Here is a 23,980-nt window from a genome sequence, read left to right as displayed (position 1 = left end):
GCATAGCGCCAGCTCCAAAGGGAAATTGCCGTCAGGATAGCGTTCAATCACTGCTTAAACCCGCCAGCACACGTGAATTTTTCAGGTTAGGAGAGCAGGTCAGAGGCGGCTGACAGGTTATGAAGAAGTGTCAGCCATCATCCGCAATCCGCACCCGGATGCCGGCCAACTTTTCGGTCATCGGGATCTGGCAGGATAGTCTGGATCCGGCACTTCTATCGGGCGACCCCGCCAAGAGATCATCCTCATCAGGGCCAAGCTGGGGCAGGGCCCCCTCGACCGCCCCTTCCACATGCACATGGCAGGTCGCGCAGGACAGGCAGCCGCCGCACATGGCGATCAGGTCCTCAAATCCACTGTCATCGCGGACCACCTGCATCAGTGTCTTGCCGATCTCAGCGTCGACTTGCCGTTCCTCGCCGGTCCGGCTGATGACAATGATGGTGGGCATGGGGCTGGTTCCTCTTCATTTTGATTGGTGGGGAGCGGTGCTGTCGGCACCTCCATGTCGACGTGATTGCCGGTACAGACCGTGCCGGCAAGGGCAGGGTAGGTTTTGTCTAAACCGACCGCAGAACCGTGCCAAAACCCGCGATATTGCGCATTCCAAACCAAGTGCCCAGCGATCTAGCATAAGGGCACCTGATGCGGGTGAACCCGCCGGACAAAAATGACAGCCGCCCACCATTGCGACAGTGGCGGCGTTAGGGAGGTTACATGCGCTTTATCAAGATGAGCGCCAGCGCCATAGCGCTGGTGATGCCGACGGCTGGGCTGGCGCAGACCGCAGCACCTGCGGTCCTGGAAGAAATCATCGTGACGGCCCAGCGCCGTGAACAGACAATCACTGAGGTTCCGTTGGCGATTTCCGCCTTCACGGGCGACGCGCTGACTGAAAAGGGCGTGACCAATTCCGCCGATCTGGCCATGGCCGTGCCGAACCTGCAGGTCAACAGTCCCTATGGCAGCACGCAGCCGAATTTTGCCCTGCGCGGCATCAGCGTGGCCAATGAATATAATTCCAACCAGGCATCGCCCATCGGCGTCTATATCAACGATGTCTATCTGGCCAACCGCACCAGTCATGGCATGGGCCTGTTCGATCTGGAACGGGTGGAGGTGTTGCGCGGTCCGCAGGGTACCCTGTTCGGCCGCAACACCACCGGCGGTGCCATCAACTTCATCACCCGCGCCCCGCGCCTGAACGGCAATGATGGCTATGCGGAAATCGGATATGGCAATTTCAACACGCTGACGGCCCAAGGTGCGGCAGAGGCCACGCTGGCAGAGGATCATGTCGGCATGCGTGCCGCCGTGAACTACAAAAAGGGCGACGGCCAGATCAAGAATGTCTATCCCGGTGGCCGCGATCCCAACAGTACCGACACGCTGCAGGGCCGGTTCAGCCTGCGCGTCGTGCCCGGCGATGGGGATGTCGATATCAACCTCAAAGCCTATGCTGGCCGTGACCGGGGCACGCAGGCTGCCGTCCATGGCTTGTTGCCCTATCGGCAGGGGCTGGGCTTCTTCGAAGTGAATGAGGATAGTATCGGCGATAACAAGACGGATGCCTGGGGCACGTCTGCCAACATCGCCTGGAATGTCTCCGACAGCCTCAGCATCACCTCCATCACCTCCTATGATGGTGGCAAGCAGAACCTTCAGCAGGCGTCGGACGGATCGCCTCTGGTCGTCCTGAACATCAACTGGCAGTCCGACTACAAGCAGTTCAACCAGGAACTGCGTGCGAATTACGATGGTGACGGCTATACGCTGGTGGCCGGCGGCATCTATGGCCGCGACACGGTGGAAACCGACAATCTGTTCAATATCGGTTCCATGCTGGCGCCAGGTGTCGATGGCGGCTTCTTCCAGCATTACAAACAGGTCCGCAAATCCAAGGCCCTGTTCGGTCAGGTGGATTACGACCTGTCCGATCCCCTGACCCTGACCGTGGGGGCCCGCTATACCTGGGACACATCCCGTTATGAGGATGGTACCGCCTATCTGTTTGCCGGCAAGTTCCGTGGCACGCCCAGCCCGTTGGCCACCACCGTGCCGTGCGCCGGGGCGGCGGGTACCTGCGCCTATAACCCCAATGCCCGGTTCAATCTGGATGGTGATGGCAGCGCACTGACCGGCCGTGTGGCGCTCAGCTATAAGTTCGAGGACGGCACGCTGCTTTATGCCAGCTATAATCGCGGCTATCGGTCCGGCGCCTTCAATGGTGGCAGCTACACCTCCTCCAAAGGCATCAACTATGTCGATCCGGAGAAGGTGAACGCCTATGAGATCGGTGCCAAGGGCCGCTATCTGGATAACCGGCTGAGCCTGTCCGGCGCCCTGTTCTATTACGATTACCGCAATCAGCAGGTTCAGGATCTGCAGCCCGGCCCCACCAACATCCTGGTCAATGCGCCGAAATCGCGTGTGCTGGGGGCGGAGGCGGAGTTCAATCTGCGGGTCAGCGGCACTTTCTCCGTCAACGGTTCCATGGGTCTGCTGGATACGAAATACAAGGAACTGACGCTGCAGGGTGCCGATCTTAGTGGCAATGAACTGCCCTTCGCGCCGAAGGTCACGGCGCAGTTAGGTTTCGACTGGCAGGTGGCGGAACTGGCCGAGGGAGCCGTTACCTTCAGCCCCACCGCCAGCTATTTCAGCCGGCAATGGTTCTCGCCCTTCAATGATGTCAATCCGCTGGCAACCCAGGCGAACCAGGAATTGCAGCAGGGTGGCTACACGATGGTGAATGCCAATCTGGCCTGGGAGCGTGATGCCCTGCGCCTGTCGGTTTTCGCCAACAACCTGTTCAACACGAAGGCCTATGGCTACGGGCTCGACCTGCGCGGTGCAGGCTTCCCCTATCCCTTCCTGGTGCCCAAGTCGCCGCGCACCTTTGGTGCTTCCCTGCGTTACAGCTTCTGATCCAGGAGATATGCCATGGGCCATATCGGCAACGGATTTCCAGACCTGAAGGACCCCGACCTGTATGTTGAAGGGGTGCCGCATACGACATTTGCCCGGCTGCGCCGTGACTCCCCCGTCCATTGGAACCCGGAGGCCGATGGTACCGGCTTCTGGGCTGTCACCCGCTACAACGATATCGTGAGCGTTCTGGGCAAGCCCGAGCTGTTCTCGTCTGCGCGGGAGAATGGCGGGCACCGCATCTTCAACGAGAATGAGGTGGGCTTGACCAATTCGGGGGAGGCCGCCATCGGCACCCCCTTCATTTCCCAGGACCCGCCTGTCAGCACCCAATATCGCCGCGCCCTGATGCCCAGCCTGACGCCGAACCGGCTGGAGGATATCGAGGTGCGGATCAACAAACGCGTGTCCGACCTGCTGGAGCAGATCCCCAATGACAGTCCGGTGGATATGGTGCCCCTGCTGTCGGCACCGCTGCCGCTGCTGACGCTGGCGGAACTGCTGAACCTGCCCGGCGACATGTGGAAGCAGCTCTATCACTGGACCAACGCCTTCGTGGGGGAGGATGACCCCGATTTCCGGCAATCGCCCGAGGCGCTGGCCGCCACGATGGGGGAATTTCTGGCCTTTGCCCATGAGCTGTTCGTGGATCGCCGCGCCCGCCCGGGCAGCGATGTCGCCTCCCTGCTGGCCAATGCCAAGGTCGGCGACCAGCCGGTCAGCGAGGCGGATTTCGTCGGTAACCTGATCCTGGTGCTGGTCGGCGGCAATGAGACGACGCGCAATTCCCTGTCACATACCATCGCCGCCTTTGCCCAGTTTCCAGATGAATGGCGACGCCTGCGGGCCGATCCTGGCCTGATGAAGACAGCCGTGCGGGAGATGGTGCGTTACGCCACGCCGGTGATGCATATGCGTCGCACCGCCATGGCGGATACGGAGGTCGGCGGCCAGAAGATCGCCAAAGGCGACAAGATCGTCACCTGGTTCTCCGCCGCTAACCGTGATGAAAGCGAATTTGCCGACCCGGACCGGTTCGACATCACGCGCAGCAATATCCGCCATCTGGGCTTCGGCACGGGGCAGCATTCCTGCCTGGGTTTCCGGCTGGCGGAAATGCAGTTGCGGGTGGCTTTCGAACATCTGGCCCGCCGGGCGTCGGGGTTCGAAGTGGTTAGCAAACCGAAACGTTTCAGATCGAACTTTATCAACGGGCTGAAGGACCTTAATGTGGTGCTGCTGTCGTAATGGCGGCGGGGAGGTGCCCAATGAACCAGAATAAGATCCAGGGTAAGAAACTAACCTCAGAGGCCATCATTGCCGATCACCTGGGAAGGGGGCCCGACATGGTCCTTCAGCCGCCGGGTGACGGATGGTGTCTGTCGCGGTGGCGGCAGTTTGTCGGCAGCTATGACCTGCCGGCCCTGCCGACACCGTTATTCGTGGTCCATATAGGCGGCAAGCCACGGGTACGGACCTGGATGCAGGGCGGGTGGAGCGAGGCCTTCTCCGCCCCCAGTCAGGCCACCATCGTACCGGGTGGACTGCCCACGCGCTGGCTGGTCGATGGCGAACTGGACGTTGTGACCTTCAGCCCTGACATGAGCGCTATCCAGGGCACGCCTGGTCTGGAGAAGGCACGACGTATGCGTTTTGCCTTCTCCGACCCGCTGGGCACGGCGCTGACGCAGCAATTGCTGGCCGAATGCTATGAGGAGCGGACGCCGGAGCGGGCGATCTATATCGATACGCTGCTGGCGGCACTGAAGGCCCATGTCACCTATGGCTCGCGCCAGCGCCCGGCGGAAGCTATTCCGACGGCGGATTGCTCTGCCTATCGCGTGCATAATGTGATCAATTCCATCCAGCGCAATCCGGGTGCGGACCATTCGCTGGAGGATCTGGCGGCCCGTGCGGGGCTGACCTCATCGCATTTCTGCCGCGTCTTCAAGAAGGCGACGGGGGAGAGCCCGCATCAGTTCGTCATGCGGGTGCGCCTGGAACGGGCGCAGCAATTGCTGGTGCAGACCGATCTGGGCCTGGGCGAACTGTCCGATACGCTGGGTTTCGCCAGCCAGAGCCACTTCACCCGCATCTTCCGTCAGGCGACGGGCCGCACGCCCAGCGCTTATCGCCGGAACAAGGGGTCGGCGACGTTGCAGTAACCGCTTGCTGCTTGGATGGAAAAGGAACTGGCGGCAGGACATCCCTGCCGCCGGTTTCAGTTTGGGGGATTTTACCGCCCGATCCAGCGCGGCGGACGCTTTTCGGCAAAGGCGGCGGGGCCTTCGATGGCATCGGCTGACGCCAGCATGGTTTTCATGGCGGGATAATCCCATTCCTCCCGCATCCCCTGTTCGGTTGAAACCGTCAGGCCGCGTAGGATGGCTTCCTTGGTGGCGCGGACGGACAGGGGGCTGCAGGCCAGGATGTCCGCGGCCCAACGCCGGGCGGCCACCAGCACGTCGCCATCCGTGACCTCGTTGACGAAGCCAAGCGTCTGGCCCTCGCTGGCGGTGACGCGGCGGCCGGTCAGCATCATCCCCATGGCATGCTTCAAACCGACCTGACGCGGCAGGCGCTGCAATCCACCGGCCAGGGCGGCCAGCCCGACCCTGGGTTCCGGTAGGGCGAACACGGCCTTCGTATGGGCGACGATGATGTCGCAGGCCAGCGCCAGTTCGAACCCGCCACCCATGGCAACGCCGTTCACCGCCGCGATCACCGGCTTGTTCAGGTCGAACCGGCCGGTCAGCCCGCCAAAGCCGGTGGGCGGCGTGACCAGCCCGCCACCGGATGCCTGCTGTTTCAGGTCATGACCGGCGCAGAAGGCCTTTTCGCCGGCCCCGGTGATGATGGCGACCCATTGTTGTGGATCGGCGGCAAACCCGTCGAACACCGCCTGCAGCTCCTCATGCGCAGCGGCATTCAGGGCGTTGTGCGCATCCGGGCGGTTCAGGGTGATGATGGTCAGGGCGTCGTCGCGGTCGACCTTCACATAGCGATCGTCGTTCATCACGGGCCTTTTCAATGGACCAGTGCGGCCAGCCGGCCGCGGATGATGGTTTCCGCCTCGCCCACGATGCGGGCCAGCAACGCGGCGCAGGTGGGGATGTCGTGGATCAAACCCTGGACCTGTCCGGCCCAGATCAGGCCGGCATCCAGATCGCCCGTTTCCAGCGCCAGCCGCCCCTTGGCACCCGACACCAGATGCCGAATATCCTCGAACACCGCGTCGGGGCGGTTGGAAATGTCCACCACCTGATCCGACACGCTGTTGCGGGCGACACGACCGGTATTGTGGAATTTGCGGAAGATCAGGCGGGTGGCGCGTTCATCATTGGTCACGATGAATTGCTTCACCGCCTCATGGATGGGCGCTTCCACCGTGGCGCAGAAGCGGGTGCCCATATTGATGCCGTCGGCCCCCAGGGCCAAGGCTGCCGCCAGCCCGCGCCCGTCGCCAAAGCCGCCGCTGGCGATCATCGGCACGCGCACCTTGTCGGCAGCGGCAGGGATCAGGATCAGACCGGGGATGTCATCCTCTCCGGGATGGCCGGCACATTCGAACCCGTCGATGGAGATGGCATCCACGCCCATACGCTCGGCCGACAGGGCATGGCGCACGGCGGTGCATTTATGCAGGACGGTGATACCGTGGGCCTTGAAATCCTCCACATGTTCCTGCGGCTGGTGCCCCGCCGTCTCCACGATGCGCACACCGCTGTCGATGATGGCGCGGCGATATTCGGCATAGGGCGGCGGGTTGACGGACGGCAGGATGGTCAGGTTCACGCCGAAAGGCTTGTCGGTCATCGCCCGGCAGCGGTCGATCTCCCGCCGCAGATCGTCGGGCGTGGGCTGGGTCAGGGCGGTCAGGATGCCCAGGCCGCCGGCATTGGACACGGCGGCGGCCAGTTCCGCCCGCCCCACCCACATCATGCCGCCCTGCACGATGGGGTGTTCGATGCCCAGCAGATCCGTGATGCGGGTGCGGATGGCCATTACAGGGCCTCCAGGATCGTGACATTGGCGATGCCACCGCCCTCGCACATGGTCTGCAACCCATAGCGCAGGCCGCGCGCCCGCAGCGCATGGATCAGCGTGGCCATCAGTTTGGTGCCGCTGGCGCCCAGCGGGTGGCCCAGCGCGATGGCCCCGCCATTGACGTTCAGGCGATCCGGATCGGCCCCCAGCGCCTGGGTCCAGGCCAGCGGCACGGGTGCGAACGCCTCGTTCACCTCGTAAAGGTCGATATCGTCGATGGACAGGCCGGCGCGTTGCAGCGCCCGCCTTGTTGCGGGGATTGGCTCCTCCAGCATGATCACCGGATCGCCTGCCGTCACCGTCATGTTCACGATACGGGCGATGGGGGTCAAATTATGCTGCCGCAGGGCGCGTTCGCTGACCACCAGGGCGGCCGAGGCCCCGTCACAGACCTGGCTGGCATTGGCGGCGGAGATCACGCCGCCTTCCTGCAGCAGCTTCACCGAGGCGATGCCCTCCAGGCTGGCATCGAAGCGGATGCCTTCATCCACCCTATGCGGCACGCCATCCACGGACAGGGGCACGATCTCCAGCTCGAAGGCGCCGGCCTTGGTGGCGGCGGCGGCGCGGCGGTGGCTTTCCAGCGCGAACCGGTCCAGGTTCTCCCGGTCGAAACCATATTTGCGGGCGATCATCTCTGCGCCCTGGAACTGGCTGAAGGCCTTTACCCCGAACCGTTCCCGGATGCGCGGGCTGACGGGACCGGTGCCGATGCCTTCCTTCTCATGCAGCGACATGTTGGTGAACATGGGCACGCGCGTCATGCTCTCCGCCCCGGCGGCGATGACGATATCCTGTGTGCCCGACATCACGGCTTGCGCTGCGAACTGCACCGCCTGCTGGGAGGAGCCGCATTGCCGGTCGATGGTGACGGCCGGCACGCTCTGCGGCAGTTTGGAGGCCAGCACGGCGTTGCGGGCAAACGCGAAAGACTGCTCACCGGCCTGGGTGACGCAGCCGAGGATCACATCCTCCACCACCGCCGGGTCCAGCCCGGACCGGTCAAGGATGGCATTCAGCACCTCACCGGCCATATCGGCGGGATGCCAGCCGGCCAGCTTGCCATTGCGGCGACCGCCAGCGGTGCGCACGGCTTCGACGATATAAGCCTCTGCCATCTCAAGCTCCTGTGAAATCGGGTTTGCGGCGCGCGAGATAGGCGGCGACGCCCTCGCGGCAATCATGGGTGGCGCCGGATGCGGCGATGCGGCGGGTCTCGCGGTCCAGATGGGCCTCCAGCGGCCCATCAAAACTGTCCAGCAGCAGGTTGCGGGCGGCACCGACGGCGCGGGTGGGGCTGGCGGCCAGGGTGCGGGCGGCTTCATCGCCCGCCCCTGCCAGATCGGCATCCTCCACCATGCTGGTGACCAGACCGATGGAAGCGGCTTCCTGCGCCGATATGCGCTGGTTGGCGATGATCATCTGCTGCGCGCGGCGCATCCCCACCAGCCGGGGCAGCAGCCAGGACATGCCACCATCGGGCGACAGGCCGACGCTGCCATAGGCGGCGGTGAAATGGGCGGAGCGGGCGGCGATGACGATATCCCCGATCAGCGACAGCGACAGGCCCGCGCCCGCCGCCGGCCCATTGACCAGCACCAGCAGCGGCTTTGCCATGCGCTGCAACCGGCTGATGGCCATATGCAGCGTGCCCGCCAGCTCGCTGAGGAAGGCCGGCACCTGATCCCCCGCCGCTGCAAAGGCGGACAGGTCGCCACCGGCGCAGAACAGCCGCCCGGCCCCCGTCAGCACGACGCAGCGGATGCTCTCATCCTGGTCGCAGCGGATGGATGCCGTCAGCAGCGCCTGGGCCAGCGGCAGGTTGATGGCATTGCCGGCAGCGGGGCGGTTCAGGGTCAGGGTGGCGATGGCCCCGTTGATGGTAAACAGCAAGGGCGTGTCGGTCATCGGCACTTCTCCAATGACTGGCGGGCCAGGGATGCCAGACGCGGAAAGCTGGCGGCGCGATCGCGAGCATGGGCCGATGCGGCGGTGCCACGTGCCACGCGGCCTTTGATCCCGTGGAAGATGGCAGCCAGCCGGAAGAAATTGAACGCCACATAGAAATCCCAGGACGGGATGTCGCTACGCCCCGTGCGCCGGCAATAGGCCTGCACATAATCCGCCTCGACCGGGATGTTCAGCGCTGCCAGATCGGCGCCGGCCAGCCCGGCTACAATATCGGGCGGCATCTGGTACATCATGGCGTGATAGGCGAAATCGGCCAGCGGGTGGCCCAGGGTCGACAATTCCCAGTCCAGCACCGCTACCACGCGCGGTTCTGTGGGGTGGAAGATCATGTTGTCGCAACGGAAATCGCCATGGACGATGGCGCTTTCCTCTCCGGCCGGGATCAGGCCCGGCAACTGCTCCACCAGCATGTCCATGTCGGGATTGCGGCCCGCCGCCTCATCCTCCAGATATTGGCGTGACCAGCGGGCGATCTGGCGTTCGAAATAATTGCCGGCCCTGCCGTAATCGCCCAGCCCCAGCGCGTCGGCATCCAGCCGATGCAGCCGGGCCATGGTGTCGTTCATGGCATCGAAACAGGCGGGGCGTTCGGCGCGGTCCAGACCAGGGAAGGTGGCATCCCAGAAGATGCGGCCTTCCACCATCTCCATCACATAGAACCAACTGCCGATGACGCTATCGTCGGTACACATCCCATGCACATGGGGGACCGGAAATTCCGCACGGCCGAGGGCGGACAGCACGCGCGCCTCCCGCTCTACCGCGTGCGCGCCCTTCAGCAGGGGGCCGGGCGGCTTGCGCCGCATGACATAGCTACAACCAGGCGTCACCAGCTTGTAGGTCGGGTTGGATTGCCCGCCCTTGAACTGTTCCACCCGTAAGGGGCCCTTGAACCCATCGACGTTGGTTGCCATCCAGCGGGCCAGAGCCGGCTCATCGAAGCGCAAGCCCTCGCGCACCGCCGTGGTGCCGGCATTGGCATCCTGCCCCAGCGCGTTCATGATTGCCCCGCCTTCCAGTCGCGGCGGACCTTCTTGGCCAGGCTCCATTTATGCACCTCCGTCGGGCCGTCATAGATGCGGAAGGCGCGGACCTCGCGGAACACCTGTTCCACAATGCTGTCGCCGGTGACGCCCGACCCGCCCATCACCTGCACGCAGCGATCGGCCACGCGCATCAGCGCTTCCGATACGGCGACCTTGGCCATGGAGCTTTCGGCGACACCCAGGGAGCCCGTGTCCAGCACGCCGGCGCACCAGTCGATCATCAGTTCGGCCTGTTTCAGGTCGATCAGATTGTCGGCCAGTTGGAACCCCACGCCTTCATGCTCAATCAGCAGCTTGCCGAAGGCGTGGCGGCGGTTGGCATAGTCGGTGGCGATCTCGTTGGCGCGGATGCAGGCCCCCAGCCAACGCATGCAATGTGACAGGCGGGCGGGCGACAGGCGGACCTGGGCCAGGGTGAAGCCCTCACCGGGATTGCCCAGCATCTGGTCAGCGGGTACGCGCAGCCCCTCGATACGCACCACGGCATGGCCGCCGGGCATGGAACTGTCGATGGTGTTGGGCACACGCTCTATGCGGATCGCGGGGTCGGGCAGGTCGACCAGGAACATGCAGGCACCTTGCTCGGCCTTGGCCATGACGATGCCGATCTGCGCCCCCTGCGCCCCCGTGATGAAGGCCTTGCGCCCATCAATGACCCAATGATTGCCATCAGGCCGGCAGGTGGTGCGCATCATCGACGGGTCGGAGCCGGCCCCGTCATCTTCCGCCGGTTCGGTCATGAAGAAGGCGGAGCGCGCTCGACCCTGGATCAACGGTTCCAGGAACCGTTTCTTGATCTCCGGGCTGCCCACCTTGCCCAGAAGATACATGTTGCCCTCGTCCGGGGCCGCCGTGTTGCAGGCCAGCGGCCCCAGGGGCGACAGGCCTGTGCGGGCCAGCACGATGGCGGTTTCCCGCTGCGACAGGTGGCTGCCGTCGGGCAGGATATGCGGGGTCAGCACGCCTGCCGCCCGCGCCTTGTCCTTCAGGTCCGCCACCAGTTCTTCGGTGGGGCAGTCGTGGTGATCGCGCCGCGTATCCTGTTCATAGGGGACCACCACATCGCGGACGAACCGTTCCACCCGCGCGGCGATTTCCAGCGTTTTCGCCATGCCGACGCCGCTCATTTCGGGGCCATCCGGATGGCACCGTCCAGGCGGATGGTCTCGCCGTTCAGCATCGGGTTGCTGACGATGCTTTCCACCAGTTGCGCATATTCGTCCGGCTGACCCAGGCGTGAGGGGAAGGGAACCTGGCGGCCCAGCGATGCTTGCGCCTCTTCCGGCAGCGTGGCCAGCAGCGGGGTCCAGAAGATGCCGGGAGCAATGGTCATGACGCGGATGCCATAGCGGGCAAATTCGCGCGCAATCGGCAGGGTCATGCCGACGATGGCGCCCTTCGATGCCGAATAGGCGGCCTGACCGATCTGGCCGTCATAGGCGGCGACCGACGCGGTATTGATGATGACGCCGCGTTCTTCCGGTCCCACCGTGTCGGCATCATGAAGGCGGGCCGCAAACTTGGACAGGACGTTAAAGCTGCCATTCAGGTTGATATTCACGATTTTCGTGAAATCGGCCAGGGGGATGGCTTTGCCGTCGCGGCCGATCACCTTGGCCGGCGGACCGATACCGGCGCAGTTGACCAGGATGCGGGCCTTGCCATGCAGCCCCTCGGCTTCGGCCAGTGCTGCTTCAACCGCCGCTTCGTCGGTGACATCAACCTTGATGAAATGCCCGCCGATGGCGGCGGCATGGGCAGTCCCCAAATCGGCGTTCAGGTCGAAGATGGTAACCCTGGCCCCGGCCCTGGCCAGCCGCGCGGCGGTGCCGCCGCCCAGGCCCGATGCACCGCCCGTGACGATGGCGGCCTGTCCATTGATCTGCATGATTGGAAATTCCTTGATGCTGAGAGGCTTCAGGGCAGCAGCACGGCCTTGATGCAGCCACCACGATGCTGCGTGGCTACCGCCTCGTTGATGTCGGAAAGCGGGAAGGTTTGGATCAGCCGGTCGAAGGGGAAGCGGCCCTGGCGATGCAGGGTGATCAGTTCCGGGATGAACCGGTCGGGATCGCTGTCCCCTTCGATGATGCCGACGATGCGATGACCATAGGTGATCAGGGAGACGAGGTTGATGGACAGGCTGCTGTCCAGGCGCGGCGGCACGCCCACCAGGCCCAGCAAGCCATGGCTGGCCAGCGCCGCCAGGGCGGCGGCGACCACATCCTCCCGCCCGCTGGTCTCAAACCCGTAATCCACACCATCGGGCAGGATGGCGCGGATGGCGGCGGTGACATCGCCGGAGGCGGGATCGATGACATGCGTCGCCCCCAGTTCCAGCGCTATCTGCCGCCGGGCGGCCACGGGTTCCACCAGGATGATGGTGGCGCATTGCTGGATCACGGCACCCATCACGGCTGCCAGCCCCACTGGCCCGCCACCGAACACGGCGATGTTGCTGCCCGGATGGCAGGCCAGCGCGCGCATGACCCCGCCGGCCCCCGTCTGGAAGCCGCAGCCCAGGGGGCCCAGCAGTTCCAGCCGCAGGCCCGTTGCATCCACCTTCACGACATTGCGTTCATGGGCCAGCGCATGGCTGGCAAAGCTGGACTGGCCGAAGAAATGCGCGGAAAGCGGGCTGCCATCTTCCTGACTGAGGCCGCTGCTGCCATCGGGCCTTGTGCCCAGATAGTTCAGCATGGGGAAGTCGCGGCAATAGGAGGGCAGATCCTGACGACAGCGGGCGCAGGTGCCACAACTGTGGAAGCCCAGCACGACCGTATCACCCGGCCTCACCTTGGTGACCTCATCCCCCACCGCTTCCACCACGCCGGCCCCTTCATGGCCCAGCACAGCCGGCAGCGGGATGGGGATCAACTGGTCACGGGCGACAAGGTCGGTATGGCAAAGGCCGACGCCGGCGATGCGGACCCGCACTTCCTTGCCGCGCGGCTTTTCCATCCGCACGCGCTGCAGCCTGAAATCCGATTGCGGGGCGTGGGTGACGGCTGCTGTGATGTCCATGGGCGGCTCCTCAGGCAACGGTGTAGCCACCATCGGCGACGAATTCCGCGCCGGTGATGAAGGAGGCATTGTCGCTGGCCAGGAAGGCAATCAGCGGGGCGATGTCCCGCGCCTGTCCCAGCCGGCCCATCGGGATCATCGCCGCCCAGGCCGCCAGCGCCACATCCGGCGGGATCGGGGTGCCATCTGGCCCCTTCGGCGGTTCCCAGTCGGCACCCAGATTGGTCTGCACCGGCCCCGGCAGGACGCAATTGACGCGGATGCCGGTTTTCGCCAGTTCAAAGGCCACGGCACGCGACAGCGCCCGGACGGCCCCCTTGCTGGCGCTGTAGGCGGCGAACTGCGCGCCGGCGACCATGCCATAGACCGAGGCAATATTGATGATGGAAGCGCCCGCCGCGCCCGCCGCCAGCGCCTTGCGCATCAACGGCAGGGCCGTCTGCATACCGATATAGACGCTGTCGACATTGATCCGCTGCTGACGCTGCAACAGTTCCAGCGGTGCCAGTTCGAAGGGCCGCGACACCATGATACCGGCATTATTGACAAGGATATCCAGCCGGCCAAACCGTTCACCGATGCGGGCGGCACCGTCTGTCCATTGTTCCTGGCTGGTGACGTCATGAGCCAACATCAGATGGGGGCGGTCGCCCAGCAGCGAGGCCGTTTCCGCCAGTCCTGCGGGGTTGATATCGCTGACGACCAGGGCGGCCCCCTGGTCGGCCAATGTCAGGGCGGCGGTCCGGCCGATGCCCGATCCCGCCCCGGTGACCCAGGCGACCTTGCCGTCCAGTTGGAAAAGTCTGCTCATCATTCCTGTCCGATGTTGGAGCGCGGGTGCCGTTCGGCCGCCAGCACGGGCAGCCAGGGCAGGGCGGTGTCGCAATAGGCTTCGGCCATGGGCCGCCAGGGGGACGGATCGTCCAGCGTTCCCGCCTTGATGATGGTCAGGCCCGGCAGGATGCCGGCGACTGACAGGATGGGCGATCCGCAATGGGCGCAGAAATGGCGGTACACCGCCGCGCCGCTGTCGCCTTTGTCCTGGAAAACGCGGGTTTCACCCTGCTGCCGATACTGGTCATCCGTCACCACGCAGACCAGGGAAAAGGCGGTGCCGGATTGCCGTTGGCAATGCCGGCAATGGCAGGCCGCCACCATCAGCGGATCGCCGGTTAAATGATAGCGGACCCGGCCGCACAGACAGCCGCCGGAACGGGTCGGATCGTCGGTTGTGTGATCGGTCATAGCGCCACCACCACCGATTTGGGTTCCAGATAGGCATCCAGCACGGCGGCGCCGTTTTCCCGCCCCAGGCCGGATTTCTTCATCCCGCCGAAGGGCAGCGACGGGTCGGCCAGCAGCACGCAATTGACGAACACGGTTCCGGCCTGCAGGGCCGTACCCGCATGGTGGGCGGTGGCCAGATCGCGGGTGAAGATGTGCGCGGCCAGACCATATTCACTGTCATTGGCCAGCGCGATGGCCTCATCCAGATCGTCGAAGGCACTGGCGGCCAGCACGGGGCCGAACACCTCCTCCCGTGCCACCTCCGCATCCGGCGGCACATCGCGCAGCAGGGTGGGGGCGACATAATGGCCCTCGTCTGGAACGGGGATATCGGGGCCGACGGCATGGATACCGGCGGCGCGGGCCCGTTCCACGAAGCCGGCCACCTTTTCATGCTGACGGCGGCTGATCAGGGGGCCCAACTGGCTGGACCGGTCGCCGCTGGGGCCGATCTTCTGGCTGGCGGCGACGGCGGCGATACCGTCCAGCACCCGTTCATAGACGGAGCGGTGAACGTAAAGCCTTGTCCCGGCATAGCAAACCTGACCGGAATTGAAGAAACAGCCCATCGCCGCCTGCGGGATGGCGCGATCCAGATCGGCATCGGCGGTGATGATGGTGGGGGACTTGCCGCCCAGTTCCAGGGTCACCCGCTTGATGTCGGGAACAGAGGCTGCCAGGATCGCCTGACCGGTGCGGGTGGAACCGGTGAAGGCGACCTTGGCGATGCCCGGATGGGCGGCTAGCGCCGCGCCAGTGGCCCCATCGCCGGTGACGACGGAGAACACGCCCGGCGGCAGCCCCACCTCCCGCGCGATTTCCGCCAGGCGCAGGGCGGAAAGGGGTGTTTCCGCCGCCGGCTTCAGCACGATGGTGCAGCCGGCCGCCAGGGCCGGGGCAATCTTCCACATCGACAGCACGATGGGGAAGTTCCAGGGGGTGATGGCGGCGACCACGCCCACCGGCTCCCGCCGCGTGTAGGCATGGAACCGGCCCGGTGTGGCGGAAAGCGGGGCGGCATGGCCGGCGATCTTCGTCGGCCAGCCGGCATAGGTGCGCAACCAGCCAATCGCAGCGGGAATGTCGACAGCCTCGGCCAGGGTGACGGGCTTGCCGGTGTCCAGCGCCTCCAGTGCCGCCAGACGGGGCAGGTCGGCCTCAATAGCGTCGGCGAAACGGTGCAGCAGCCTTTCACGGGCCAGCGGCGTCAGGTCGCGCCATGCCGGGTCATGCAGCGCCCGGCTGGCCGCCTGCACAAAGGCATCGACGTCGGACGCGTCCGCCACGGGGATGGCGGTAAAGCTGTGACCCGTGCAAGGATCCTCGTCATCCAGCCAGTTCCGCACGGGCAGCAGGTCGGACCCCGCCATCAGCACAATTTCGGGCAGCCGGAGGCCGGTAAAGCCAGCCTGCATCGTCATCGGTTTCCTCCCTGACCTTGTCTCGGGCCTTTTGTCGGCCTCTGGTCACTGGAAGGTTGTACCGCGCCTACCCTTGAAAGGCTTTACACAGGCCTATCGCGCTTTTTGTCAATTCCTGCGCTTGCCTTGTCTTGGTCCCCTCCATCCGGTCAGGTGGCCCCAAGAACCGGGCCACAACCGCCCGGCAACAGGCAATATCCGGGAGGCTCAACGATCATGCATCCGCGCCATCACGCCCTGGCCACGCCAGCCAAACCCGCCTGCATCATGGCCGATCGTGGAGAGGTGCTTCACTATGACGAACTGGACCGGCGGGCCAATCAGGCCGCCCACCGGCTGCGGGCGCTGGGCCTGCACCGGGGCGACGTGCTGGCGGTGATGACCGACAATGAGGCGGCCTTGTTCCCGCTGGCCTGGGCGGCGCAGCGCACGGGGCTGTATTTGACCAGCATCTCCACCAAATCCAGCGTCGCGGACCTCGCCTATATCTTGGGCGATTGCGGCGCCAAGGTTCTAGTGGTGTCCGACCGGCTGGCCCCGGTCGCCGCGGCGGCAGTTGAGGCCTTGCCGCAGGTGCAGGCCTTCGCGGTTACCGGTACGGCCGACCTGCCATCCTGGGGGGAGGCCTGCGCGGCCCTGCCCGTGACCCCCGTCAAGGATGAAAGCCCGGGCACGGAAATGCTCTATTCATCGGGCACCACCGGACGGCCCAAAGGCGTGAAGCCGACGCTGCCCGCCGGTGCCATCGACCAGCCGACGCCGCTGGTCGGCATGGGGACCGCCCTTTATGGCATGGGCGCGGATATGGTCTATCTCTCCACCTCGCCGCTCTACCATGCCGCACCCCTGCGCTGGGCGATGAGTGTTCACCGGTTCGGCGGCACCGTGGTGATCATGGAGAGGTTCGATGCAGAGGAAGCGCTTGCCCTGATCGAGCGATACCGCATCACCCATTCCACCTGGGTACCGACGCATTTCGTGCGGTTGTTGCGCCTGCCGGAAGACGTGCGGGCGCGGTATGACCATTCCTCAATGCGGGCCGCGATCCACGCGGCTGCCCCCTGTCCCGTGCCGGTCAAGCAGGCGATGATCGACTGGTGGGGGCCTGTCATCTACGAATATTATTCAGGGACCGAGACATGTGGCATCACGGCCCTGTCGGCCCATGAATGGCTGGCAAAGCCAGGCTCTGTCGGCAAGGCGATCCTGGGGACGGTGAAGATCGTCGATGATGACGGCAATGAACTGCCCGTCGGGCAAGTTGGTAACGTCTATTTCGCGGACGGCCCCCGGTTCGAATATCACAATGATCCGGTCAAGACGGCCGCTGCCTATAATCATCGCGGCTGGGCGACGCTGGGTGATATCGGGCGGCTGGATGAGGACGGCTATCTCTACCTGACAGATCGCAAGAATTTCATGATCATTTCCGGCGGGGTGAATATCTATCCCCAAGAGATCGAAAACTGCCTGATCGAACATCCATCCGTTGCCGATTGCGCCGTGTTCGGCCTGCCCGACCTGGAAATGGGGCAGGTGGTGGTGGCCGTGGTGCAGCCATCGGAAGGGATGGCAGATGAAAAGGCGGCGGAAGCAACCCTGTCGGCCTTCCTGCGGGAACGGCTGGGCGGGGTCAAAGTGCCCCGCATCTTCCACTTCCGCCCGATCCTGCCGCGTGAACCAACGGGTAAATTACTGAAGCACAAGCTTGTCCGCGAATATCTGGACATGGTTGAAAAGGCGGGGTTTTAGATGGCCGCGCAGAACGACCCAGTTATCATTGTCGGGGCCGGTCAGGCCGGGGCACAAGCGGCGCAGTCTCTGCGCCAGGGCGGCTATGCGGGGCCGATCACCATGGTGGGGGAGGAAGCTTTCCTGCCCTATGAACGCCCGCCGCTGTCCAAGGATTATCTGGCTGGCAAGCGCGATGCGGAAAGACTGTTCCTGCGCAAGGCCGATTTCTGGACATCGCGCGGGGTGGAGGTGTTGACCGGTCGGCGGGTGGTCGCGGTGGATCGTCCGGCTGGTGCCGTCATGCTGGATGATGGCGCCCGCCTGTCCTATGGGCATCTGGTCTGGACAGCGGGTGGACGTCCGCGCCGTCTGGGCTGTAAAGGCGGCACATTGGAAGGTATCCACTACATCCGTTCCATCGCCGATATTGACCGATTGCGGGCGGAAGTGGAGGGCGGGGAACGTCGCATCGTCGTGATTGGCGGCGGCTATATCGGGTTGGAGATGGCGGCCGTCCTGCGCCTGTCCGGCCATGCGGTGACAGTGCTGGAGGCTCAGGACCGTCTGCTGGCCCGCGTCACATCTCCGCCGGTTTCAAGCTTCTTCCTGGCGATGCACCGGGCGCGCGGAGTCGATGTTCGCCTTAGTGCATCAGTCGCCGGCCTGGAAGAGGCCGGGGGCCGGGTTTGTGCCGTGCGGTTGGCCGGGGGTGAGGTATTTCCCACCGATCTGGTGATCGTCGGCATCGGCATCGTGCCGAACGTGCAGCCACTCGCCGATGCCGGCCTGCACTGTCCTGACGGGGTTGCCGTTGACGAATACTGCCGGACGGATGACCCACGCATCCTGGCTGCTGGAGATTGCGCCCTTCACCATAACCGCTTTGCGGACCGACCGATCCGCCTTGAATCCGTACAGAACGCCATCGACCAGTCCAAGATTTTGGCCGCAACGATCCTGGGAAATCCGGTACCCTATCGGGCCGTCCCCTGGTTCTGGTCCGACCAGTATGAGGTCAAGATCCAGTCGGTGGGGGTGTCCGGCGGCCACGACCGTGTGCTGCTGCGCGGGCGTCCGGAGGATGGCGCCTTCTCGGTTGCTTATCTCCGGGATGAAAGGCTTGTCGCGCTCGACTGCATCGGTGTCACGCGCGATTTCATCCAGGGTAAGGCCATTGTTGCGGCTGGGGGAAGGGTAGACCCTGTCAGGCTTCCGGACCCAGCGACGGAGTTGAGGGACGCTGTGATCGATTAGTCACGATTGAACCTGTTCAGGGTTGCGCAAGAGAGCTGGTCACCCGTGACCGGACAGTTTGATAAGCTTGGTTCGGCCTTTTTGAAGGACGAGCGACATGGCGGGACAGAGGAAGCGATATTCAGCTGATTTCAAGGCGAAGGTGGCGCTGGAGGCGATCCGTGGCGAGCGGTCGATGAGCGCCGGTCGGAGGCAGGAGATGGTGGATCGCTCCCATCCCGGCTTGTCGGTTGTGCGGCAATGCGCGCTGTTGTCGATCTGCCGGTCACTTTATTACGGGTCGGTACGGGGCAAGAGCGCGGAGAAACTGGCGCTGATACGGCTGATTGATGCCCAGTTCCTGGAGACACCCTGGTATGGCAGCTGGCAGATGTGTTCATCGAACGGCTCTGGCGGTCACTGAAATACGAATGTGTCTATCTCCACGCTTTCGAGACCGGCAGCGAGGCCAGGGCCGGGATCGGACGCTGGATCAATTACTACAATACCCAACGCCCACATTCCGCGCACGGGGGACAAACACCAGACGAGGCATACAGGCAAAGGGCGGACAGACTGTGTTGGGCGGCGTGAACTGAACAGGACCAAGCTTAATGCCGAACAAAAACTGTCCTGTCACGGGGGACCAGCTCTTCATCGGCGTCGGCCGCGTCACCGGCCCCGCCGTGCCGGCCAGCGGCTTATTTCTGCCGAACGATGCGGGCGAACCGGTGCCGGCGCTGGATGTGCTGACGGGTGCCGATTACCACCGGCACCTTGTCGATGATCTGGAAAAATGTGAATGGTTCGTGCCCATCGCCTGGGACGCCACGCTGCCGTTGAACCGCGCGGTGCGCGAAATCGGCTTGTTCGGCAACCAGAACACCGTTTGCCGCCCCACCACCCCGAAATGGCGCACCATGGTTGAACGGCTGAATCAGTCATTTAGAATGGTGATTTGTTGAATTTAATCATTCAATTTCAAACTTGCATCCCGCCATGTTGATGTTGCCCCAACACAAACCCCGGAAAACCGGGGAAATGGGGAGGTAAATATGAGATTGGGACGGCCGGATACGCCTGTGCCCTGAACCTCTGATGTCCCCCTTTGTGACAATGATCTCGAACCGCGCGCCCGCTGGCTGGCGCGTGCCGGGACAGTCTGCCCGCGTCGCGGGTCGATATGGGAGGCGGCTATGCGACACCTGTTTCATAATCTCTGGATTTTCGACGGCACCGGCACCCCGCGCTTTCAGGGTGAAGTGCTGGTGGAGGGCGATCGTATCGCCGCTGTGGCGCGGCTGGGCACCGACCCGGCCCTGCCGCGCGACGGCGCCATCCTGGTGGATGGTGGCGGGACCACCCTGATGCCGGGGCTGGTGGAAGCCCATGGCCATCTGACATGGCCGTCTTCCACCGAGCGCATCATCCATCATTTCGAATTGCCGCCGGAAGAAATGATGCTGGCGGCTGCGCGCAATGCGCGGGTGGTGCTGGATCATGGCTTCACCAGCGTCTATTCCGCTGGCGCTTTGGGTGAGCGGGTGGAAGTGGTGCTGCGCGATGAGATCAAGGGCGGCCACCTTCCGGGGCCGCGCCTGCGCGCCTCCACCATCGAACGCAGTCCGCCGGGTGCTGATGGGGTGGAAACCGGCCATGTTGACCATGGGCGCGGGGCCGAGGCGATGCGCGGCTTCATCGACCATTGCAAAGGGCTGGGCATCGACAGTGTGAAGCTGCTGCTGTCCGGCGAAGATGCGCTGCTGCCCGGTTCGTCGCAGCATATCCTTTATACGGATGCCGAGGTGCAGGCCGCCTGTCAGCGCGCCCGTGAACAGGGCCTGTGGGTCAATGCCCATACACAGGCATCGGACGCGGTGAAGATGGGCCTGCGCCATGGGGTGCGGGTGCTGTACCACTGCACCTATGCCGATGATGAAGCGGTGGACATGCTGGAGGCGGCCAAGGCCGACATCTTCATGGCCCCTGCCATCGGCATCATCGTGGCGACGCTGGAGGCCAAGCCGCCGCCGCATATCGATATGAGTTCGATGAAGGAAAGTGCGAAACCGGTCATCGAACGGGCCACCCGGCTGATCCCAGAACTGAAAAAGCGCGGGGTGCGGGTGCTGCCGGGGGGGGATTATGGTTTCCCCTTCAACCCCAATGGCCGCAACGGGCGCGATTTGGAACATTTCGTCACTCTGTTCGGCTATAGCCCGGCAGAGGCGCTGGCTGCCGCTACCGGGCTGGGCGGCCAGATCATGGATATGGAATTGGGGCTGGTGCGCGCCGGCTATCTAGCGGACCTGCTGCTGGTGACGGGTGATCCGACGCAGGATGTGCGCCTGTTGCAGGATAAGAACAATCTGGCCGCCATCATGCTGGGCGGGCGGTTCCACAAACAGCCGGCAGCATTGCGCGCGGTGGCGGCATGAGTGGGGAGTTGCTGACCTTCGGCCAGCATCCCGGCGGGCCGTTGGCGGGGCTGCTGTGGCGACCCACAACAGCGGGGCCGCATCCGGTGGTGCTGGCCGTGCCCGGCGGTGCCTGGCTGCGCGGGGACAAGGCAGCGCTTGCCGGTTGGGGGCGGTGGCTGGCGGGGCAGGGGATCGCCCTGTTTGCCGTGGATTACCGGCGGGCCACCCATGGCCCCGTCTTCCCCGGCAATGCGCAGGATGTACGGGCGGCGTTGCTGTTCCTGGCGGATCAGGCGGGTTCCCTGGGGCTGGATGCCGGCCGCATCGCCATCCTGGGCGCGTCCGCCGGGGCGCATCTGGCGGCGCTGGTGGCGCTGGCGGGTGATTGGGAGCCGTTGCGCGGGGCAGGGGAGCCGGCCCAGCCGCGCCTGCGCGCCCTGGTCGGCATCTATGGCGTCTATGATCTGTTCAGCCATTGGCAGGCCGATCTGGCCTTCAATGCCGGGCCTGGGCGGGATGCGGCCAGCCGGATGCTGGGCGCTGATCCGTTTGACGATCCGCCGCTTTATGCCGTCGCCTCGCCATTACGGCAGATCAGGCGATCGGGCAATGGGTTGCCGGTTCTGCTGTCCTGGGGCACGCATGATGCCGATGTGCTGCCGGCACAGAGCGAGGCTATGGCGCTGGCGCTGAAACAGGCCGGTTTCCATGTTCGCCAGCGCCCGGTGCTGGGGGCCACCCATTATTGGTTCAGCGATCAGGACCCGACGGAGCCCGGCAGCTTCAGCGCCGAACTGGCCCCGGACCTGCTGCGTTTCCTGCGGCTGCACTTACGCGGGGGAGAAGCATGACACAGCATTATGATGTTGCCATTGTCGGCTGCGGCCCGGTGGGCGCGCTGGCGGCCAATTTTCTGGGCCGGGCCGGTATCCGCACCCTGGTGATGGATCAGGCCGCCAGCCTGCACCCGCTGCCCCGCGCCGTGCATATCGATCATGAGATGATCCGCCTGTTCCAGGATGTGGGGCTGACCGACAGTATCCTGCCGCTGATGCGGGATACGGATGGGCATCTGCATGTCGGGGCCGATGGCGGGGTGATCCGCTATATGGGCACGGCGGGGCAGGCGCGGCGGTTCGGCTGGTCCAACGATTATTTCTTCTATCAGCCGGAACTGGAGGCCGCCTTGCGGGCCGGCTTTGCCCGTTTCCCGTCGGTTGAACTGCGGCTTGGCTGTCGCCTGACCGGGCTTTCCCAGGAAACGGGGCAGGCCCGCCTGACGCTGGCCACCGATACCGGCGAACAGACGGCGACAGCCCGTTACGTCATTGCCTGCGATGGGGCCAGCAGCCCCGTTCGCAAGCTGCTGGGCGTGCGGCTGGATGACCTGGATTTTGAGGAACCCTGGCTGGTGGTGGATGCGGAGGTCGATGGCCCCTTGTCCTTCCCGCCCATTGCCGGGTTGCCGCTGCAGGCCGACCTGCAGCGCCTGTCGGTGATGATGTGCGATCCCAAGCGCCCCGCCACCATTGTGCCGGGGCCGCGCAACCTGCGCCGCTGGGAATTCATGCTGCTGCCGGGCGAGGATGATCAGGCGATGATGCAGCCCGATCAGGTGGCCAAACTGCTGGCCCCCTGGGTGCAGGGGGTGCCGCATCGGATTGTGCGCGGGGCCACATATCGCTTCCATGGGCTGGTGGCGGAACGCTGGCGCGTCGGCAATGTGTTCCTGGCCGGTGATGCCGCGCACCAGACACCGCCCTTCTTCGGCCAAGGCATGTGCCATGGTTTCCGCGATGTGGCTAATCTGGTCTGGAAGCTGGATCTGGTGCTGCGCGGGCTGGCACCGGATCGGTTGCTGGACCTGTACCAGCCGGAACGCGAACCGCATGTGCGCGGTGTCATCGGCGCTGCGGTGGCGGCTGGTCGCTATATCTGCGTGCTGGACCCGGCGGAAGCGGCAGCGCGTGACCGGGAAATGCGGGCGCGCATGGCCGATGGCCCGCCCCGCACGGCGGCGGACCTGATCCCGGCAGTGGAAAGCGGCATTGTGCGGCCCGGTGCCGGGCAGCGCTTCATCCAGCCGCGTGTCGGCCTGCCGGACGGCACCACCGCGCTGCTGGATGACCTGACCGTTGCCGGCTGGCGGCTGATCCTGCGGCGCGATGTGGCCATCCCCGATCTGCCGACCTCATGGGCCACCCTGGGCGGGCGAGTCTGGGTGGAAGGGCAGGGCGGCACGACCGACCCGGATGGGCATCTGCGCGATTGGTTTGCCGGCAGTGGGGCCGCCGCCGTGCTGCTGCGGCCGGATTTCTACATCTATGGCACGGCCACCCATGCCGGCGATATCGCCCCGCTGGTGGGGGCGCTGACGGCGGACCTGGGATTGGTTGCAGCGGAGGGGACGACATGGGCAGCGTGACCGGTACGGCGGCGGCCTTGGGGCTGGCACAGGCGGAAATCATCATCCGCGTGGCCCTGGATCATGCGGCGGCGCAGAATATGGCCCCGCTGGCCGTGATCGTGCTGGATGCCGGCGGCCATCCGCTGGCCCTGGCGCGCCAGGATGGGGCCAGCCCCTTCCGCGTGGATATCGCAAGAGCCAAGGCGATGGGGGCCATCGGCATGGGCGTGGGGTCGCGCACGCTGGCCACCCGCGCCAGCCGCAACCCCACCTTCTTTGCGGCCTTGGGCCCGGTTCTGTCGGGTCAGCTGGTGCCGGCGGCGGGCGGTGTGCTGATCCGCACCGCCGATGGCGCGCTGCTGGGGGCCGTTGGGGTTTCCGGTGATACGTCCGATCTGGATGAAGCCTGTGCGCTGGCCGGGATCGCGGCGGCTGGCCTGTTGGCCGATCCCGGCGCTTGAA

General features: G+C 64.8%; 23 protein-coding genes and 1 pseudogene. 12 read left to right on the top strand and 12 right to left on the bottom strand.

What is annotated here, in order from left to right; genetic code table 11:
* Positions 1-130: 130 nt before the first annotated feature.
* Positions 131-451: a 2Fe-2S iron-sulfur cluster-binding protein gene (locus CHB97_RS23435; protein WP_089290403.1), complete on the bottom strand. Its 321-nt coding sequence runs from the start codon at positions 449-451 to the stop codon at positions 131-133.
* A 266-nt stretch (positions 452-717) separates the two neighbouring features.
* On the opposite strand from CHB97_RS23435, the gene CHB97_RS23430 reads away from it, so the two are divergent.
* Genes CHB97_RS23430 through CHB97_RS23420 form a run of 3 tightly spaced genes read left to right on the top strand, consistent with a single transcriptional unit; the run spans position 718 to position 5,093 of the window.
* Complete coding sequence (locus CHB97_RS23430; RefSeq protein ID WP_089290402.1) at positions 718-2,928, top strand: TonB-dependent receptor; 2,211 nt, start codon at positions 718-720, stop codon at positions 2,926-2,928.
* A 15-nt stretch (positions 2,929-2,943) separates the two neighbouring features.
* Complete coding sequence (locus CHB97_RS23425; RefSeq protein ID WP_089290401.1) at positions 2,944-4,176, top strand: cytochrome P450; 1,233 nt, start codon at positions 2,944-2,946, stop codon at positions 4,174-4,176.
* A gap of 20 nt (positions 4,177-4,196) precedes the next feature.
* A complete protein-coding gene (locus CHB97_RS23420; protein WP_089290400.1) occupies positions 4,197-5,093 on the top strand; it encodes a helix-turn-helix domain-containing protein in 897 nt (298 codons plus the stop codon).
* Positions 5,094-5,164: 71 nt separating this feature from the next.
* Here CHB97_RS23420 and CHB97_RS23415 read toward each other — a convergent pair whose 3' ends face one another.
* The 11 genes from CHB97_RS23415 to CHB97_RS23365 are packed head-to-tail and all read right to left on the bottom strand — an operon-like array spanning position 5,165 to position 15,724.
* Positions 5,165-5,944: an enoyl-CoA hydratase-related protein gene (locus CHB97_RS23415; protein WP_089290399.1), complete on the bottom strand. Its 780-nt coding sequence runs from the start codon at positions 5,942-5,944 to the stop codon at positions 5,165-5,167.
* An 11-nt stretch (positions 5,945-5,955) separates the two neighbouring features.
* Positions 5,956-6,933 (bottom strand): nitronate monooxygenase family protein, encoded by a 978-nt coding sequence (locus CHB97_RS23410; protein WP_089290398.1) that lies wholly within the window; start codon positions 6,931-6,933, stop codon positions 5,956-5,958.
* The gene (locus CHB97_RS23405) at positions 6,933-8,093 is read right to left on the bottom strand and encodes an acetyl-CoA C-acetyltransferase (protein WP_089290397.1); all 1,161 of its coding nucleotides are present in this window, start codon (positions 8,091-8,093) and stop codon (positions 6,933-6,935) included. Before CHB97_RS23405 ends, CHB97_RS23410 begins: the two co-directional genes overlap by 1 nt.
* Position 8,094: 1 nt before the next feature.
* The gene (locus tag CHB97_RS23400; protein ID WP_089290396.1) at positions 8,095-8,883 is read right to left on the bottom strand and encodes an enoyl-CoA hydratase/isomerase family protein; all 789 of its coding nucleotides are present in this window, start codon (positions 8,881-8,883) and stop codon (positions 8,095-8,097) included.
* Positions 8,880-9,947, bottom strand: coding sequence for a phosphotransferase (locus CHB97_RS23395; protein WP_200820094.1), 1,068 nt, complete (start codon positions 9,945-9,947; stop codon positions 8,880-8,882). Before CHB97_RS23395 ends, CHB97_RS23400 begins: the two co-directional genes overlap by 4 nt.
* A complete protein-coding gene (locus tag CHB97_RS23390) occupies positions 9,944-11,119 on the bottom strand; it encodes an acyl-CoA dehydrogenase family protein (RefSeq protein ID WP_089290395.1) in 1,176 nt (391 codons plus the stop codon). The genes CHB97_RS23395 and CHB97_RS23390 overlap by 4 nt, the downstream gene beginning before the upstream one ends.
* Entirely contained in the window at positions 11,116-11,880 is a 765-nt protein-coding gene (locus CHB97_RS23385; RefSeq protein ID WP_089290394.1) for an SDR family NAD(P)-dependent oxidoreductase, read from the bottom strand. Before CHB97_RS23385 ends, CHB97_RS23390 begins: the two co-directional genes overlap by 4 nt.
* Positions 11,881-11,909: 29 nt before the next feature.
* On the bottom strand, positions 11,910-13,016 hold the full coding sequence (locus CHB97_RS23380) for an NAD(P)-dependent alcohol dehydrogenase (protein ID WP_089290393.1): 1,107 nt from the start codon (positions 13,014-13,016) through the stop codon (positions 11,910-11,912).
* Between the two features lie 10 nt (positions 13,017-13,026).
* Positions 13,027-13,830: an SDR family NAD(P)-dependent oxidoreductase gene (locus CHB97_RS23375; RefSeq protein WP_089290392.1), complete on the bottom strand. Its 804-nt coding sequence runs from the start codon at positions 13,828-13,830 to the stop codon at positions 13,027-13,029.
* The gene (locus CHB97_RS23370) at positions 13,827-14,261 is read right to left on the bottom strand and encodes a GFA family protein (protein ID WP_089290391.1); all 435 of its coding nucleotides are present in this window, start codon (positions 14,259-14,261) and stop codon (positions 13,827-13,829) included. The genes CHB97_RS23375 and CHB97_RS23370 overlap by 4 nt, the downstream gene beginning before the upstream one ends.
* Positions 14,258-15,724, bottom strand: a complete 1,467-nt coding sequence (locus CHB97_RS23365) for an aldehyde dehydrogenase (RefSeq protein WP_200820093.1) — start codon at positions 15,722-15,724, stop codon at positions 14,258-14,260. Before CHB97_RS23365 ends, CHB97_RS23370 begins: the two co-directional genes overlap by 4 nt.
* 216 nt (positions 15,725-15,940) lie before the next feature.
* Here CHB97_RS23365 and CHB97_RS23360 point away from each other — a divergent pair, with 216 nt between their 5' ends.
* From CHB97_RS23360 to CHB97_RS23325, 9 genes and pseudogenes are all read left to right on the top strand, one after another.
* On the top strand, positions 15,941-17,476 hold the full coding sequence (locus CHB97_RS23360; RefSeq protein WP_089290389.1) for an acyl-CoA synthetase: 1,536 nt from the start codon (positions 15,941-15,943) through the stop codon (positions 17,474-17,476).
* Positions 17,477-18,712 carry an NAD(P)/FAD-dependent oxidoreductase gene (locus CHB97_RS23355; RefSeq protein WP_089290388.1) on the top strand — a complete coding sequence of 412 codons (1,236 nt, stop codon included), beginning with the start codon at positions 17,477-17,479 and terminating at the stop codon, positions 18,710-18,712.
* Positions 18,713-18,809: 97 nt separating this feature from the next.
* On the top strand, positions 18,810-19,115 hold the full coding sequence (locus tag CHB97_RS27135) for a hypothetical protein (protein WP_371333135.1): 306 nt from the start codon (positions 18,810-18,812) through the stop codon (positions 19,113-19,115).
* Positions 19,082-19,285, top strand: a pseudogene (locus CHB97_RS27130) (integrase core domain-containing protein); the annotation flags it as partial. The gene CHB97_RS27135 and the pseudogene CHB97_RS27130, both read left to right, overlap by 34 nt.
* 20 nt (positions 19,286-19,305) lie before the next feature.
* Positions 19,306-19,656 carry a hypothetical protein gene (locus tag CHB97_RS23345; protein WP_089290387.1) on the top strand — a complete coding sequence of 117 codons (351 nt, stop codon included), beginning with the start codon at positions 19,306-19,308 and terminating at the stop codon, positions 19,654-19,656.
* A gap of 231 nt (positions 19,657-19,887) precedes the next feature.
* Positions 19,888-21,129, top strand: coding sequence for an amidohydrolase family protein (locus CHB97_RS23340; RefSeq protein WP_089290386.1), 1,242 nt, complete (start codon positions 19,888-19,890; stop codon positions 21,127-21,129).
* Entirely contained in the window at positions 21,126-21,962 is an 837-nt protein-coding gene (locus tag CHB97_RS23335; protein WP_089290385.1) for an alpha/beta hydrolase, read from the top strand. Before CHB97_RS23340 ends, CHB97_RS23335 begins: the two co-directional genes overlap by 4 nt.
* Positions 21,959-23,536, top strand: a complete 1,578-nt coding sequence (locus CHB97_RS23330; protein ID WP_089290384.1) for a bifunctional 3-(3-hydroxy-phenyl)propionate/3-hydroxycinnamic acid hydroxylase — start codon at positions 21,959-21,961, stop codon at positions 23,534-23,536. Before CHB97_RS23335 ends, CHB97_RS23330 begins: the two co-directional genes overlap by 4 nt.
* Positions 23,524-23,979 carry a heme-binding protein gene (locus tag CHB97_RS23325; RefSeq protein WP_089290383.1) on the top strand — a complete coding sequence of 152 codons (456 nt, stop codon included), beginning with the start codon at positions 23,524-23,526 and terminating at the stop codon, positions 23,977-23,979. Before CHB97_RS23330 ends, CHB97_RS23325 begins: the two co-directional genes overlap by 13 nt.
* The last annotated feature ends 1 nt before the right edge of the window (position 23,980 follow it).

Origin of the sequence: Azospirillum sp. RU38E (assembly GCF_900188385.1) — a bacterium.
Lineage (GTDB): Bacteria > Pseudomonadota > Alphaproteobacteria > Azospirillales > Azospirillaceae > Niveispirillum.
The sequence above is the reverse complement of the archived record's forward strand: the minus strand, read 5'-3'. Positions and strand labels throughout refer to the sequence as shown.

What these genes read in the sequence shown, in the direction of transcription:
- CHB97_RS23435 (WP_089290403.1), bottom strand. Translation starts at nt 451, where the DNA reads ATGCCCACCATCATTGTCATCAGCCGGACCGGCGAGGAACGGCAAGTC.
- CHB97_RS23430 (WP_089290402.1), top strand. Translation starts at nt 718, where the DNA reads ATGCGCTTTATCAAGATGAGCGCCAGCGCCATAGCGCTGGTGATGCCG.
- CHB97_RS23425 (WP_089290401.1), top strand. Translation starts at nt 2,944, where the DNA reads ATGGGCCATATCGGCAACGGATTTCCAGACCTGAAGGACCCCGACCTG.
- CHB97_RS23420 (WP_089290400.1), top strand. Translation starts at nt 4,197, where the DNA reads ATGAACCAGAATAAGATCCAGGGTAAGAAACTAACCTCAGAGGCCATC.
- CHB97_RS23415 (WP_089290399.1), bottom strand. Translation starts at nt 5,944, where the DNA reads ATGAACGACGATCGCTATGTGAAGGTCGACCGCGACGACGCCCTGACC.
- CHB97_RS23410 (WP_089290398.1), bottom strand. Translation starts at nt 6,933, where the DNA reads ATGGCCATCCGCACCCGCATCACGGATCTGCTGGGCATCGAACACCCC.
- CHB97_RS23405 (WP_089290397.1), bottom strand. Translation starts at nt 8,093, where the DNA reads ATGGCAGAGGCTTATATCGTCGAAGCCGTGCGCACCGCTGGCGGTCGC.
- CHB97_RS23400 (WP_089290396.1), bottom strand. Translation starts at nt 8,883, where the DNA reads ATGACCGACACGCCCTTGCTGTTTACCATCAACGGGGCCATCGCCACC.
- CHB97_RS23395 (WP_200820094.1), bottom strand. Translation starts at nt 9,947, where the DNA reads ATGAACGCGCTGGGGCAGGATGCCAATGCCGGCACCACGGCGGTGCGC.
- CHB97_RS23390 (WP_089290395.1), bottom strand. Translation starts at nt 11,119, where the DNA reads ATGAGCGGCGTCGGCATGGCGAAAACGCTGGAAATCGCCGCGCGGGTG.
- CHB97_RS23385 (WP_089290394.1), bottom strand. Translation starts at nt 11,880, where the DNA reads ATGCAGATCAATGGACAGGCCGCCATCGTCACGGGCGGTGCATCGGGC.
- CHB97_RS23380 (WP_089290393.1), bottom strand. Translation starts at nt 13,016, where the DNA reads ATGGACATCACAGCAGCCGTCACCCACGCCCCGCAATCGGATTTCAGG.
- CHB97_RS23375 (WP_089290392.1), bottom strand. Translation starts at nt 13,830, where the DNA reads ATGATGAGCAGACTTTTCCAACTGGACGGCAAGGTCGCCTGGGTCACC.
- CHB97_RS23370 (WP_089290391.1), bottom strand. Translation starts at nt 14,261, where the DNA reads ATGACCGATCACACAACCGACGATCCGACCCGTTCCGGCGGCTGTCTG.
- CHB97_RS23365 (WP_200820093.1), bottom strand. Translation starts at nt 15,724, where the DNA reads ATGACGATGCAGGCTGGCTTTACCGGCCTCCGGCTGCCCGAAATTGTG.
- CHB97_RS23360 (WP_089290389.1), top strand. Translation starts at nt 15,941, where the DNA reads ATGCATCCGCGCCATCACGCCCTGGCCACGCCAGCCAAACCCGCCTGC.
- CHB97_RS23355 (WP_089290388.1), top strand. Translation starts at nt 17,477, where the DNA reads ATGGCCGCGCAGAACGACCCAGTTATCATTGTCGGGGCCGGTCAGGCC.
- CHB97_RS27135 (WP_371333135.1), top strand. Translation starts at nt 18,810, where the DNA reads ATGGCGGGACAGAGGAAGCGATATTCAGCTGATTTCAAGGCGAAGGTG.
- CHB97_RS23345 (WP_089290387.1), top strand. Translation starts at nt 19,306, where the DNA reads ATGCCGAACAAAAACTGTCCTGTCACGGGGGACCAGCTCTTCATCGGC.
- CHB97_RS23340 (WP_089290386.1), top strand. Translation starts at nt 19,888, where the DNA reads ATGCGACACCTGTTTCATAATCTCTGGATTTTCGACGGCACCGGCACC.
- CHB97_RS23335 (WP_089290385.1), top strand. Translation starts at nt 21,126, where the DNA reads ATGAGTGGGGAGTTGCTGACCTTCGGCCAGCATCCCGGCGGGCCGTTG.
- CHB97_RS23330 (WP_089290384.1), top strand. Translation starts at nt 21,959, where the DNA reads ATGACACAGCATTATGATGTTGCCATTGTCGGCTGCGGCCCGGTGGGC.
- CHB97_RS23325 (WP_089290383.1), top strand. Translation starts at nt 23,524, where the DNA reads ATGGGCAGCGTGACCGGTACGGCGGCGGCCTTGGGGCTGGCACAGGCG.